The 14,269-nt window shown below is 46.0% G+C and carries 8 protein-coding genes; 7 read left to right on the plus strand and 1 reads right to left on the minus strand.

The features are described 5' to 3' along the window. Positions 1-196: 196 nt before the first annotated feature. The gene (locus QUA58_RS15805) at positions 197-1,195 is read right to left on the minus strand and encodes an Rpn family recombination-promoting nuclease/putative transposase (protein WP_333394775.1); all 999 of its coding nucleotides are present in this window, start codon (positions 1,193-1,195) and stop codon (positions 197-199) included. Positions 1,196-1,478: 283 nt separating this feature from the next. On the opposite strand from QUA58_RS15805, the gene QUA58_RS15810 reads away from it, so the two are divergent. The 7 genes from QUA58_RS15810 to QUA58_RS15840 all read left to right on the plus strand — a co-directional run bounded on the left by QUA58_RS15810 (position 1,479) and on the right by QUA58_RS15840 (position 14,198). Further along, positions 1,479-4,013: a VIT domain-containing protein gene (locus QUA58_RS15810; protein WP_333394776.1), complete on the plus strand. Its 2,535-nt coding sequence runs from the start codon at positions 1,479-1,481 to the stop codon at positions 4,011-4,013. A 253-nt stretch (positions 4,014-4,266) separates the two neighbouring features. Further along, positions 4,267-5,166: a pentapeptide repeat-containing protein gene (locus tag QUA58_RS15815; RefSeq protein WP_333394778.1), complete on the plus strand. Its 900-nt coding sequence runs from the start codon at positions 4,267-4,269 to the stop codon at positions 5,164-5,166. Between the two features lie 315 nt (positions 5,167-5,481). Further along, positions 5,482-5,802, plus strand: a complete 321-nt coding sequence (cutA, locus tag QUA58_RS15820; protein ID WP_333253185.1) for a divalent-cation tolerance protein CutA — start codon at positions 5,482-5,484, stop codon at positions 5,800-5,802. A gap of 586 nt (positions 5,803-6,388) precedes the next feature. Then, on the plus strand, positions 6,389-7,798 hold the full coding sequence (locus QUA58_RS15825) for an adenylate/guanylate cyclase domain-containing protein (RefSeq protein WP_333394779.1): 1,410 nt from the start codon (positions 6,389-6,391) through the stop codon (positions 7,796-7,798). A gap of 626 nt (positions 7,799-8,424) precedes the next feature. Continuing rightward, positions 8,425-12,642, plus strand: coding sequence for a chemotaxis protein CheB (locus QUA58_RS15830; RefSeq protein WP_333394781.1), 4,218 nt, complete (start codon positions 8,425-8,427; stop codon positions 12,640-12,642). A 166-nt stretch (positions 12,643-12,808) separates the two neighbouring features. Continuing rightward, the gene (locus QUA58_RS15835) at positions 12,809-13,192 is read left to right on the plus strand and encodes an endonuclease domain-containing protein (protein WP_333394783.1); all 384 of its coding nucleotides are present in this window, start codon (positions 12,809-12,811) and stop codon (positions 13,190-13,192) included. A 265-nt stretch (positions 13,193-13,457) separates the two neighbouring features. Next, on the plus strand, positions 13,458-14,198 hold the full coding sequence (locus tag QUA58_RS15840) for an HAD family hydrolase (RefSeq protein WP_333394784.1): 741 nt from the start codon (positions 13,458-13,460) through the stop codon (positions 14,196-14,198). The last annotated feature ends 71 nt before the right edge of the window (positions 14,199-14,269 follow it).

Genomic DNA, 14,269 nt, shown 5'->3' on the forward strand with positions numbered 1-14,269 from the left:
GCGCAATTGCAATACCTTTTGTACTGGTAGTTGTTTTGAGCGTCTAGAGGTGACTTGATAACACCTTTGAGAGTTTTTGGATTAATTCAAGAATCCCCGTGGCTTCAGCCCTGGGGAGTATCAAAACTCTTGCTTGTTCCATACTTCGCTTTTGGAGCAGACGAAGGGCCCGCAAGAGACCAACCCTTTTTTACCTTCAGGAAAAATATGCCTGCAAGCGATCGGTCAAATCTGACATACTCGCCAAATCTAAAACAGCCTCTCCTAAATTCTCTAATTGCTCAGCGGATAACTGACTGATGCGAGCTTGAATCTCCGACGACAGCGGCCCGACACGGCGCTCCAATAAACGAACAACTAATTGTAACTGTCCTCGTTTGATGCCTTGCTCGATGCCTTGCTCGATGCCTTGCTCGATGCCTTGCTCGATGCCTTGCTCGATGCCTTGCTCGATGCCTTGTTCGATACCTTCTGCAAGGGCTATTTTGGTAGCTAGACTAATGGAGCCACGCTGGTCTTGAATGAACATTTCTCGCTTATCTAACTCATCTAGTTCCTGAGCATTTAGATTTGCTGTACTGGCAATTTTAAAAGCCTGTTTCAATTCCTCTACATTTCCCAATTCTTCTGGAACAGCCTGTAAAGCTTGAGCTGTTTTCATGAAGTATATCCACTTATCTGTCAAGGTTTCTAATTCATCTAGTTCCTTGTTGAATTTTGGTAACTCCACAAACACCATCTCAAATTGATCTGCTAGATAATCTACTAAAAATGTCTTTTCTTTGAAGATAAAGTGCGAAATCACTGTGTCCATGTTCTCAAACATTTTAAAATCTGTAATCGTCAGAGCAATCACAGGGTTTAACTTGCTGTAGCCACTTCCTGTGCTTAGCTGCATTGAATATGTTTTAGTTGCATTATACAAAACCCGCTGCTGAAAGTATTCTACATTCAAAACCTGCATTTCAATGATCACAGTTTTGTCACCATTAATTTTGGCTTTTACATCCAGGTAAGTGTCTTTGATACCTTTAATGTTTGGAGCTAAATAGGGATCGATAATTTCTAAATCTTCGATGACTGGCTGTGCTTCGTAGAGCAGAGCATTTAAGAAACTAATTAAAATGTTTTTACTGTCATCCGAGCCGAATATTTTTTTAAAAGCAAAGTCGGTTTTGGGGTTAATAAAACTCATGACATTTTTAATTTATTAGAGGTTTAGAGGTTGATGTGAGAATTATTTAAGCTATCTCACTATCATACAATATTCAGCATTGGCTTCGCGGTCGATCGCCCAAACCGACCTCAATACAAATGCCAGTCCCCAGCCCGCGCCTAGGGAGTCATTTCTTTAATCTTTAATCTAAAATCCACCCAGGTCTGGTTGTCATGTTTCCCCAACAGCTAACTCAGGAACGTTTCGCGAAGCGTAAAGTCATGGTAAAGAAAGCACCTCAAGTCTGCTAAAAAAAACAGCTATGAAGTTTGTCTGCGTTATATCCCCTCAACAATTGCTTTCTGCTGGTATCGCATTGCTCGCGGCGATCCTCTTCGAGGGCTTCGCTAACGAGTGTGGCGCGTGGCTCGCTCCCAATGCGGCCCGGGCCAATGCTCCTGGGGAACATTATTTGTCTCTGTCGCCGAAAATCCTCGCTAGTAACGATGTTAATTGCAACGGGGCGCGATCGCCCGAAACTCGCTGTCCTGTCGGCGGTTTGTTCGTCAAAACTCAAGATACAGCCACAGAACAAGTTTTTCTTCTCAAAAAAACTGAAGTTAAAGCCAAAATTGCCGGCAACATCTCCCGCGTCGAAGTTGTTCAGAAGTTTGAAAATCCTTTTCCCGAATCTTTAGAAGCTGTTTATGTCTTTCCCCTGCCCGACGAAGCGGCGGTGGACGACATGGAAATTAAAATCGGCGATCGCATTATTAAAGGTGATATCAAACGGCGCGATGAAGCTTTGGAAATTTACCAAAAAGCTCGCCAACAAGGCCGGACTGCGGGTTTGTTGGAACAAGAACGATCTAATATTTTTACTCAGTCTCTGGCTAATATCAAACCGGGAGAAAAAATTGAAGTTACGATTCGCTACACCGAAAGTCTCAAGTTTGCCGGTGGCGATTACGAATTTGTGTTTCCCACAGTGGTTGGGCCGCGCTACGTTTCGCAAAATACGACCGATGCCGATCGCATTAACCCGCCTGTTTTGACTCCCGGAACGCGATCGGGTCACGATATCGCTATTTCAGTAGAAATAGATGCCGGAGTGGCGATCGGCAATGTCCGCTCTACTTCCCATCAAATTACCACTGACCGCAGCGGCAATATTGTTCGCGTCAAACTAGCTGAATCTGACACAATTCCCAATAAAGATTTAATTCTGCGCTATCGAGTAGCAGGCGAAAATACTCAAGCAACAGTCCTGACTCAATCCGACCAGCGGGGCGGTCATTTTGCTACTTATTTAATTCCCGCCTTCAACTACAAAACTAATGAAATTGTACCGAAAGATGTCGTATTTTTGATGGATACTTCCGGTTCTCAGCAGGGCGAACCGCTGGCAAAATCTAAGGAGTTGATGCGTCGCTTCATTCAAGGGCTCAATCCCAAGGATACTTTTACTATTATTGATTTTGCCAACACTGCAAAAGCGCTTTCAACAACTCCTTTAGCGAATACAGAAGCTAATCGACAAAGAGCCATTAAGTATATCGACGCTTTGCAGGCTAACGGCGGCACAGAACTGCTCAACGGCATTCAAACTGTGATGAAGTTTCCGGCGACAAGAACAGGAACGCTGCGGAGTATTGTACTGATTACCGATGGTTATATTGGTAATGAAAATGAAGTGCTGGCCCAGGTGCAGCAGAGTCTGAAACCGGGAAATCGACTTTATAGTTTTGGTGTCGGCAGTTCGGTGAATCGGTTTTTGCTCAACCGTTTGGCAGAAGTGGGAAGAGGCACGTCTCAAGTAGTTCGTCAAGATGAACCGTCAGCACCGGCTGCTGAAAAGTTTTTCCGCCAAATTAACAATCCGGTATTGACTAATATTCAAGTTAGTTGGGAAGGAATGGGGGAAAAACCGGAGATTTATCCGATCGCACCCCCAGACTTGTTTGCAAGCGCGCCGCTGGTTTTGTTTGGCAAAAAGGGCGATCGGGCTAACGGCCAACTTCGCATCCGCGGCACTCTGGCGGGTGGCAAAGCTTACGACCAAGTTTTACCTGTTAATTTTGCTCAATCCGGCGGGCGGCAGCGGGAGTCAACTTCAGTCGCAGCAGGCACTACGGATTTTGGCAATGCGGCGGTAGCTCAACTTTGGGGGCGATCGCGCATTAAGAGTTTAATGAATCAAATGTTTGGCGGCGAGACTAAATCTCTGGTGGAATCTGTGACTAATACTGCTCTGACTTATCACTTGCTATCGGAATACACGGCTTTGGTGGCGGTGAGCGAAGAAGTGCGAGTCGATCCAGATGGATCGCGCCGTCGCGTGCAAGTGCCTGTAGAATTGCCGCAGGGTGTCAGCTATGAAGGTATTTTTGATGCGGAGAAGGGCGAGCAAACTAGGGGCAGGGTTCGCAGTATGACCCCGACTCGGAGCCCGCTACCGGTGAGTCCAGCTCCTACTCTCGCGGAACAAGCCCCTTCCAGCGAACCACGAGCGCAGAAGCCAAAGGCTTCTCGTTTGCAAGTAATTAGTGCCCAAGGCTTGGATGCCGCGAGTCGCGCTGCTCTGACTCAATACTTGCAATCTGTTAATCTCCCGGCGGGGGTTAGCGGCGAGACGGTGTGGGAGTTGTCGGTACAAAACGGCATCGTACAGAAAGTGGCGATCCTCTTCGTTGGCGCAGCCCCCGTAGGGGCGGGCTTCGCTAACGACTCTCAAACCTCGACGCTGCAAGCAACAGATGCCCTAGAGACTCTCAAGAAAGCCTTGATGTCCTGGCAACCGCCGGCAGGGTTCCAGGGTACGGTGCGCCTGAATTTGCGAATTACGGTCGATCGTTAAGCAATGACTATCTATGTCAAGAAACATTAACTTTTAAGTCAAAAGTACCGAAAGGGCGATCTCTACCGTGAACAAGATATAAAATCTTTATTAAGAGATCGCCTTTAAACAAAAAGTGATGTTAATGAAATTTTTACCGTTTGAGGCAAACGCTAAAACAGTTTCCTTTCTGAAACAGTTTCCTTTCTGAAACAACCTTAACAGTAAAGATTTCTGGATCGAAACCCCACAATCACAGAAGGTATCATGCCCTATGGAAGTTAGTGAACTGCTCAACAATTACGAAAAAGGACAAAGAGACTTTGCTGGAGCCGATTTGCGCGGTGCAAACCTCAGCGGAGCCATCTTAATCGGAGTCAACCTTTCCCGAGCTAATCTTTCCGGGGCTAACCTCAGCAGGGCATTTCTCACCAAAGCAACGCTCAAAGATGCACAGATGCAAAGAACAAATCTGACTTTTGCCAAAATGGGCGAAACCCAACTTTCGGGTGCAGATTTGACAAAAGCCAATCTCAGCGGAGCTTTTTTGGTAAAAGCAAAATTGCCGAGGGTAAAGTTAAGCGGCGCAACTTTAACCGGCGCAAACCTGCGGGGTGCTGTGTTGTGGAATGCCAATTTGTGCAGCGCCGACTTGCAATTAGTTAACTTGCTGGGCGCGAATCTGACGGCAGCTAATTTTAAGTGGGCCAACCTTTACGGTGCAAGCCTCAACAGTGCAAAACTTTTTGGAGCTCAATTAACCGGAGTCAGTCTGCGGCGAGCGCAGTTGACAGGGGTGAATCTCTGCGGTGTAGATTTGAGCGGCGTTAATGTGAGCGAAGCTAAACTAATTGGAGCTAATTTGGAAGGCTCGAATTTGGCGGGAGCAAATTTCAGTGCGGCTCAGTTACGGGGCGTTAAATTGGCTGGTGCCAACTTAACTGGGGCTAAGTTGAGGGGAAGTTGTTTGAGAGGGGCAAATCTGAATTGGGCAAAGCTGTGTCAAGCTGATTTGATGGCAGCAGATTTGAGCGAGGCGACTTTAATAGGAGCAAATTTAGATAATGCTTTGTTGGCGGGAGCTATTTTGCCGGAATCTACTAGGCGCTATTTTTCTTTAGCTGGGGCGTGCCAAGTCAATTCTTGGGAAGTTTCGGAAATTAAAAATGGGTAATTGGGAATTGGTAATTGTTGCTTGTCAATCAATGACAAGTAAAAATTAATAAGCTGTTGTGCATTTAAATTAGACTTGAATTGCATAAATCTTTGATTGAGATCTCAACCGCAGATGCCAGGAGATATACGCAGATAAACGCAGATAATTTCCTGTTATGGCGATCGAATGAATGTAATTGAAGTCTATTGTACATTTGGGGCTTTGCTCAAAGCAGATATCCGCGCCTGACAAGGCATTGCCCTGTAGCTACAAAGAATTACGCTCAAGGTTTTCTGTTGAAATCAATTCTTTAATCTCAAATCTAAAATCGTTATGACTGTTAATTTTGGGGTGGTGCTGGTAACTGCGGCATCGGAGGCGGAGGCGGAGAATCTCGCTAAATCTCTAGTTGAACATAAGCTGGCTGCTTGTGTGAGTTTGTCGCCAATTCGCTCGATTTATAGTTGGCAAGGCGAGATTCATTCCGAGTCAGAGTGGCAGTTGGTGATTAAAACTGATATGGCTAAATTTGAGGCTTTAAAAACAAAAGTTCAGGAACTCCATTCCTATGAAGTTCCCGAAATTATTGCTATTCCTATTATCGCTGGTAGCGATGCTTATCTGAGTTGGATTGGACAATCTTTAGGTTCGTAGTGAGGACTTTATACCAATTTAATGTGAAGTTGCACATATCTCGATCCCCCTAAATCCCCCTTAAGAAGGGGGACTTTGATCGGAATCTTGTCCCCCCCTTATTAAGCTACCGTGTACACACATCTCTGTGTAGAACCAAAATCCTCGGAGATCCCCCTAAATCCCCCTTAAAAAGGGGGACTTTGACTCCGGTTCCCCCCTTTTTAAGGGATCTCATGACTTGTGTGTACACCGTAGCCTTTTAAGGGGGGTTAGGGGGATCTGTCTTAAGTGAACCTTATTGGTTGATAATTCCCAATTCCCCATTCCCAATTCCCAATTCCCAATTCCCGATTACCGAGATTTAAGATATTTCTGTAGACCGATGCAGCGATCGCACTTTGGATTAAAACAAGTGACAGCGCGATCAATCTGCCTAAATAGGCATGACCTTCATGGTGCTAATTTGTTAAGATTTATAAATATCAGGGACATCCGCACAAGTGCAAAGTCATCAGAATTCTCAGGCAAGAACAAGCCAGACGAGCAAATTACACAACATAATGCTTATAAATTTCTTGCCCTGACGCTCAAAGGCAAGTAGATCATGAACATCGAACTATTAAAAGAAAAATTAGAACAGCTAAAAAAACGTCCCAATTGTAGCAAAGGAACGATCGACCAAATCGAAAACTGGTTAATCGGTTCCCACATTTTGCAGAGATTGCGGATTAACCCTTACTACCTAGCAGGCGGTACTGTCAAGAATGTTAAAAGAATTACTTCGGAATTTCTGCACGGAGTAAAAGCTGGCGCCTTCGACTTGCACTGGGATATTCACTGTCCCCACTGCGACATGATTACAGAAGAATTTAAGGATTTGGCAGACACATCAGAAATGTCTTTGTGCCCGATGTGCGAGCGCGAGTTTAAAATTGATTTGCTCGATCGCGTCGAAGTTACTTTTTCCCTGAACAAAGAAATCGAAGACCCGCAATTGCGCCCTGCCTGCGCTCCCCCTCCTGTACTGCAAAACAAACTGCAACTGATAACGCCTTTATACTGCACCGAATCCGAGACTGTCACCTTAGAAAAAGGTCGATATCGGTACTGCTGTCCCCTAACTTTAGCTAAAGGGATTTTAAAGGTTGAAGGCGAAGAAACAGAAGACTTACAAGAAATTAAACTCAAGCAGTTAGCCGGCAAAGATTTTGACAAAACAGATCTGACCGTGCGTCCGGGAAAAGTTAAGATAGAATTAACTAATAACGATCACAATTTGTCCGGGCTGATTTTGCATACAGAGGAATTGCCCCAGGAATTGACATTAGAACAACTGCCCCTGCGGCTGTCAGGAATTCAACTGCTTCATCACCCGGATTATAAGCGTTTGTTCGGCGATCAAGTAATATCGGAAAGAGAGCGAGTCAAGATTCGGGCGATTACTATTATGTTTACCGATATTACCGGTTCTACCAGAATGTACGAAACGCTGGGAGATACTAAAGCTTACAATATTGTGCGCGATCATTTTGAAATTTTCTTTGAGTCGATCGAGAAATTTGGCGGTAAAGTCATTAAAACCATCGGCGATGCCGTGATGGCTTCCTTTATCAGCAACGAACAAGCAATTATGGCGGCCGCTGGTGCTGTAGCCTCTTTCAGAGAATACAACTCAACTCGCCAACAAGCAGAGTGGATTCAAGTCAGAATTGGCATTCACCGAGGTACGGCTTTGCTCGTAAATCTCAATAATTCGATCGACTACTTTGGCTCGACAGTCAACAAAGCCGCCCGCCTTCAAAATCTTTCTAAAAGTGACGAAGTTTCGTTTTCCGAAGATGTTTACAACGACCAAGCATTTTTAAGTGCATTAAAAACTGCTGGAGTGTCCGAAATTCACAAACGAGTTGAAGATTTAAAGGGAATACAAGGCGCACAAGTCGCTTTTACTGCTAGAATTAATACGGAATCTGTAATCGCGCTGTCTGCGGGCGGGGTCGCTGAAAAAAGTTAAGTAGGTAAGGTAAATAAATATACCTGGTTATTGCTAGCCTTTCGCTGCGATATCCGCAACAGATAACGGGGAGGGACATGGCATTGTCTTTCGTCGTGTCAATTTAAGCCGAAAGCCTTGAGAAATCTGGGTTTTATGCCAAGTCTAGATCCCCCTAAATCCCCCTTAAGAAGGGGAGTAGGGGTTGACTTTGATCCATTTCCGGTTCCCCCCTTCTTAAGGGGAGTAGGGGTTGGCTAGGGGGGATCAGGGCCTAATCGGTAGACGATATACTGATACTACTTTTGAGGTTAAGTTGACTGTCTCTCTTGTTTGTATCAAAGTCTAGATCCCCCCTAACCCCCCTTAAGAAGGGGGGGACATGAAGCACTCAAAGTCCCCGCAACGATTCGCGGGATGCGTGGGGGATCTGGACTAGAACAAAAGCGATAGTCCTCATGGGCTTTAGGCTTAAGTTGACACGAATGGGCACGGTGCCGTGTCCCTACTTAAAAGCCACATCTCATTCTCAAGCGACTTGCGATCGCAAGGCAAAATAAGCTCTAATAAACATAGTCCGAATTACTTAGCAGCACGCTTACCAAATATGTTTGCTAGTAAATAACTGAAGTCGAGGACTTCCCATCATGACTTCTCCTGAATTATCTCCAGAAAATACACCAGAATCGATCGCACCAGCCGCCCTCGACAGCCAACAATTAGCCGAAACCGATGCCCCCTTTCCCATTGTTGGGATTGCCGCCTCAGCAGGCGGGCTGGAAGCATTCACGGGGTTACTGAGCCATTTACCCACCGATACGGGTATGGCGTTTGTGCTGATTCAGCATTTAGCGCCCGATCACAAAAGTCTGCTGAGCGAGATTCTGGCGAGAACGACGCAAATGCCTGTTAATGAGGTAAAAGACGGCATGGCTGTAGAGCCGAATCAAGTCTACGTTATTCCGCCCAACACCAAGATGGTGCTGTGTAAAGGCGTGCTGCAACTATCCCCGCGCGAGAAGATTTATGGCAAATATATGCCGGGAGATGCCTTTTTTACCTCATTGGCGATCGATCGCGGACACAAAGCAATTGCCGTAGTATTATCCGGGGGAGACGGAGACGGTTCACTGGGGCTCAAGGCAATCAAAGCAGCCGGAGGCATGACTTTTGCTCAATGTCAAGACACAGCAAAATTCGATAGTATGCCGAATACCGCTGTTGCCACAGGGAATGTCGATTTTGTTCTGCCGCCGGAAAAAATTGCTGAGGAACTGGGAAACTATAGTCACAGTCCGCTTCTCACTGGCCCGCTTCCCCTGACAAAACTTGAGGAATCGCCCGAACAGGGAGATGCCCTGGCAACTATTTTTGCGCTGCTGAAATCGAACACAGGCGTAGATTTTACCCACTACAAACCCACTACGATCGCTCGACGCATCCAGCGACGGATGGTGTTGTACAAGTTGGAAAGCTTGGATGATTACGCCCAACATCTTCGAGACAATTCGGCTGAAGTCACAGCTTTGTATGAAGAAATCCTGATCCACGTTACCAGTTTCTTCCGCGACCCCGAAGCCTTTGAAAAGTTAAAAGAACTGGTTTTCCCCACGATTACCCAAAATAAATCGGCCGAAACTCCGATTCGGATTTGGGTGGCGGGATGTTCGACAGGTGAAGAAGTTTATTCGATCACCATCTGCTTGTTAGAGTTTTTGAGCGATCGAGTCATCCAGCCACCGATCCAGATTTTTGCCACAGACATTAGCGAACAGGCGATCGGCAAAGCGAGGTCTGGCGTCTACTCAGAAAACCAGATGGTAGATGTTTCACCAGATCGACGTACTCGCTTCTTTATTGCCCAAGAAGGAGGTAGCTATAGAATCAGCAAGGCAGTCCGCGAAAAGTGTGTATTTGCCCGACAAGACTTAGGTAGCGACCCGCCTTTTTCCAATCTCGATTTAGTTAGCTGTCGCAATGTGCTGATCTACTTGGGAGAGTCATTGCAAAAAAAAGTGATGCCCGTTTTTCATTACAGTCTTAACCCAAATGGCTTTCTCTTGTTAGGCAGTTCTGAGAGTACCGGAAAATTCTCATACTTGTTTACTTCAGTTGATAAAAAGTCTAAAATTTATGCCAAAAAGTTGACGGCGAGTCGTCCCACTTTTTCGTTTACGCCGAGTTCCTATCCCGTCGCTAAAGCACGTGAAGGGCAGGGAGTGAAGGAAAATTTGACAAATAGCTTTGATTTACAGCGAGAAACAGACCAACTGATTTTGAATCGCTATGCCCTAGCAGGTGTGGTTGTCAACGAGATCATGAACATCCTGCAAGTGCGGGGAGACATCAATCCTTACTTGAGACTGGCCTTCGGAACGCCCGACTTAAACTTGCTGACAATGGCAAGGGAAGGCTTGCTAGTTGAGCTTCGCACCGCCATTTATCAGGCACAAACGGAGAACGTGACCGTTAGGAAAGAAGAGGTATCGCTTGTTGAATCGGGCCGAGGATCGAGTATCGTCAATTTTGAGGTGATTCCGTTCCATCCACAGGCGGTCGAAGGACGCTACTTTTTGGTGTTATTTGAAGAGGCTTCACCCCCGGTGCTTAACTTCAGCACTCTCCCTTGTGAAAGCTTCGAGCAAGCTGATTTAGTACGCGAAATTGAGCTGGTGAGGCAGGCACTTGCAACCGCTTACCAAGACAAAACTGCGGTTCAAGCGCAACTGCAAGCGGTGATCCAGGAACACGAAAATCTCAACCAAGACCTCAAAGTTGCCAACGAAGAAGTCCTATCGAGCAACGAGGAGTTGCAAAGCACCAACGAGGAGTTAGAAACGGCCAAAGAAGAGATTCAAGCCACTAACGAGGAACTCACTACCACTAACGAGGAACTTCGCAGCCGAAATATTGAACAAAGCCTCGTGAATAACGATCTGATAAATTTGCTTTCCAGTATCAATATTCCTATCTTAATGCTGACAAACAATTTACAGATTCGACGCTTTACGCCAACGGCACAGCAAATTTTTAGTGTGATTCCCACAGATGTTGGACGACCCTTTAGCGACATCCGCTCAACTCTGAACGTTCCTGACTTGGAACAGATGATTTTGGAGGTGATTGATACTCTCCAGACGAAAGAACAAGAAGTTCAAACTTTATCGGGATATTGGTACAACCTCCGCATTCGTCCTTACCGGACAACGGAAAACCAGATTGACGGTGTGGTGATGGTTTTGCTCGATATTGATGCTCTTAAACGCAGTGCCAGAACCTTGGAGGAGGCCCGAAATTATGCTGAAACCATTGTGGAAACTGTGCAAACGCCTTTAGTCGCGCTAGATGCTAATTTCCGAGTGAATAAAGCAAATCGATCGTTCTATGAAACGTTTAAAGTTTCATCCCCAGAAACAGCGCAATCTTCGCTGTTTGAATTGGGAAATGGGCAGTGGAATATCCCGCAATTGCGATGGATATTGGAAGATATTCTGGTGAGTGATGTTCAGCTTGAAAACTTTGAGTTGGATCACCTGTTTGAGCAGATCGGGCAGAAAACCATGCTGCTGAATGCTTGTAAACTTGAACGAGAAGATCAAGCTTTAATGATTTTGTTGTCGATCGAGGATATCACGCAGCGCAAGCAGTTTGAGACAGTACGATCGCAGTTATTGGAGCAGGAACAATTGGCCCGCCAACAAGCAGAAACCGCCAACCGTGCTAAAGATGAATTTCTCGCAAATCTCTCCCACGAACTCCGCAATCCCCTGACTCCTATCCTGGGATGGGCACAAATCCTGCGCTCCGGCCAGCTTAAGGAAGCAGCCGCTAATCGCGCTCTAGAGGTGATCGAACGGAGCGCGAGGACGCAATCTCAGTTAATCGAAGATATCCTGGATATTGCCAGGATTACGAGTGGCAAGCTCGCTCTTAATACCAATTTGATCGATCTGGTTTTGGTGGTGCAAGCTGCGCTGGATGGGGTTCAATTATCAGCGGATGCTAAAAATATTAAACTTGTTTCGCAGTTGAGTTCTGCAACTGTTTTAGGCGATGCTGATAGATTGCAACAAGTTGTGTGGAATCTTCTGTCTAATGCAATTAAGTTTACTCCGGCGGGGGGAGGAGTGGAAGTAACGCTGTCGGCGATCGAGAATTATGCTGAAGTTCGAGTCACCGACACGGGAAAAGGCATTCTGCCCGAATCTTTGCCTTATATTTTCGATCGTTTCCATCAAGGCGATTCCAGCAGCACTAAGGCTAATCAAGGGCTAGGATTGGGTTTGTCGATCGTGCGTCATCTGGTAGAATTGCACGGGGGAACCGTGCAAGCGGAGAGTCCGGGTGAAGGACAAGGAACTACAATGACTCTGAGATTGCCGTTGCGATCGTTGCCTGTCGAGTTGACATCGCCGCTCAATTTAAAGTCAAATGTTTTGGTAGGGCATTTAAACGCCTCAAAGGATATCGTGCCCTCTCTCGAAGGCTTACACATCTTAGTTGTGGACGATCAGCTCGATACCCGGGAGCTCGTAGAATTTGTACTCACAAGCTACGGGGCTGAGGTTTTGACGGTTGCATCTGCCAAAAGTGCGATCGATGCTATGACAGAGAATCCCGGCAGATATGACGTGCTAATCTCCGATCTCGGAATGCCAGAAAAAGATGGGTATTTCTTAATTCGAGAAGTGCGAACCCTTGCTGCAGAAGCCGGAGGAGAAATCCCAGCCGTCGCGCTGACTGCTTATGCGAGCGATAAAGAACGGAAAAGGGCGATCGAAGCTGGTTTTCAAGCGCATATTGCCAAGCCTGTCCAGCCAGTTCAACTAGCATTAACGGTTGCCAATTTAGCAGGAAGATTTTAATTAATTTGGAGTTTTGATTTATGATGTTTGAGATTAGATTAGGCAGTTAAATTCTTGTCCCCCGGAGATCCCCCTAAATCCCCCTTAAGAAGGGGGACTTTGAGTGCTTCATGTCCCCCCCTTCTTAAGGGGGGTTAGGGGGGATCTCCGGATGGAGATTAGGAGGATGATGACCAAATTAAACGACTCCAATTTCCACCTACCTTACAACCCAAAACTCATTCCTATCGCCAAGAAACTTCGGAAAAATCCAACTCCAGCCGAAAAGAAACTTTGGGAAGATTTTCTGAGAAATTTCCCTTTTCGAGTTTTGAGACAGATCCCGATAGACAATTTTATTGTAGATTTTTATTGTGCTGCTTTAAGATTGGTAATTGAGGTTGATGGCGAGAGTCATTTTACCGAACAGGGGAAACAATTTGATGCGGAAAGAACAGGGATTTTCGAGGGGTATGGACTGCAAGTTGTCAGGTTTACGAATGTTGATGTGTTGCAGTGTTTTGAGGGAGTTTGTGAGGAGTTGTTGGGTGCGTGCGATCGTCATTCTTAGGGCCAGATATCCCTGGCACTCCCCTTAATAAGGGACAAGAGTACGATCGGGCATCTCGTAGTAGTTAAGGCCAGATCCCCCCTAGCCCCCCTTCTTAAGGGGGGGACAAGAGTAGGATCGGGCATCTCGTAATAGTTAAGGCCAGATCCCCCTAGCCCCTTAATAAGGCGGGGACAAGAGAGTTATGTTGCGCTAAAAACAATTGCTAAAAATAGCACAATATGAGATTATACAAAACCATATAAAAATTACGGAGTTATGATTCTTGGTAACTATTAAATGTCGGGGCATTACCTTCTCAAATATCGAAGCCGTAATCTTTGACAAAGACGGCACTCTAGAGGATTCTCAAGAATTTTTGAGATTGTTGGGGATGAAGCGAGCGCGCCTCGCAGACGCTCAAATTCCGGGCGTTGGAGAGCCTTTACAAATGGCTTTCGGCATCGAAGGCGGCAGCATTGACCCCACGGGCTTGCTAGCAGTCGGTAGTCGCAGGGAAAATGAGATTGTGGCGGCGGGATACATAGCCGAAACCGGCAGGGGATGGCTGGAATCTTTAACTATTGCGCGCCGCGCTTTTGATGAAGCTGACGAAATGTTTAAAAATAGTGCTGTGTCTCCTTTATTTGTCGGCAGTTTGGAAGTGCTAAAATATCTTTCGGAAGCGGGTTTAAAACTGGGAATTCTTTCGGCTGCTACAACAGAATCGGTGCAAAAATTTGTGAAACACCACGCATTAGCCGAGTGGATTCAGTTAGAAATGGGAGTTGATTCAACGGTTCATAAACCCGATCCGAAATTGTTTTTGCAAGCTTGTGAGAAACTCGGAGTAAATCCCGCAGCAACTTTGATGGTGGGAGATTCAGCGGGCGATATTCAGATGGGTAAAAATGCGGGCGCGGCTGGCTGTATCGGGATTTGTTGGGGAAAGGCCCAGGTTAGTCATTTGGAAAAAGCTGATGTGGCGATCGCATCTTTGGATGAAATTACAATTTTAGCAGATTGAGCAAAGATCACATCAATTCCGGTGCAACCAGATTTGGTATCAGTTCCTACTGAGATGTGGCAGCATTGTCA

This window comes from Microcoleus sp. N9_A1 (assembly GCF_036701795.1).
In the GTDB taxonomy this organism is placed as follows: Bacteria; Cyanobacteriota; Cyanobacteriia; order Cyanobacteriales; family Microcoleaceae; genus Microcoleus.

What these genes read in the sequence shown, in the direction of transcription:
- QUA58_RS15830 (WP_333394781.1), top strand. Translation starts at nt 8,425, where the DNA reads ATGACTTCTCCTGAATTATCTCCAGAAAATACACCAGAATCGATCGCA.
- cutA (WP_333253185.1), top strand. Translation starts at nt 5,482, where the DNA reads ATGACTGTTAATTTTGGGGTGGTGCTGGTAACTGCGGCATCGGAGGCG.
- QUA58_RS15810 (WP_333394776.1), top strand. Translation starts at nt 1,479, where the DNA reads ATGAAGTTTGTCTGCGTTATATCCCCTCAACAATTGCTTTCTGCTGGT.
- QUA58_RS15805 (WP_333394775.1), bottom strand. Translation starts at nt 1,195, where the DNA reads ATGAGTTTTATTAACCCCAAAACCGACTTTGCTTTTAAAAAAATATTC.
- QUA58_RS15835 (WP_333394783.1), top strand. Translation starts at nt 12,809, where the DNA reads ATGATGACCAAATTAAACGACTCCAATTTCCACCTACCTTACAACCCA.
- QUA58_RS15825 (WP_333394779.1), top strand. Translation starts at nt 6,389, where the DNA reads ATGAACATCGAACTATTAAAAGAAAAATTAGAACAGCTAAAAAAACGT.
- QUA58_RS15815 (WP_333394778.1), top strand. Translation starts at nt 4,267, where the DNA reads ATGGAAGTTAGTGAACTGCTCAACAATTACGAAAAAGGACAAAGAGAC.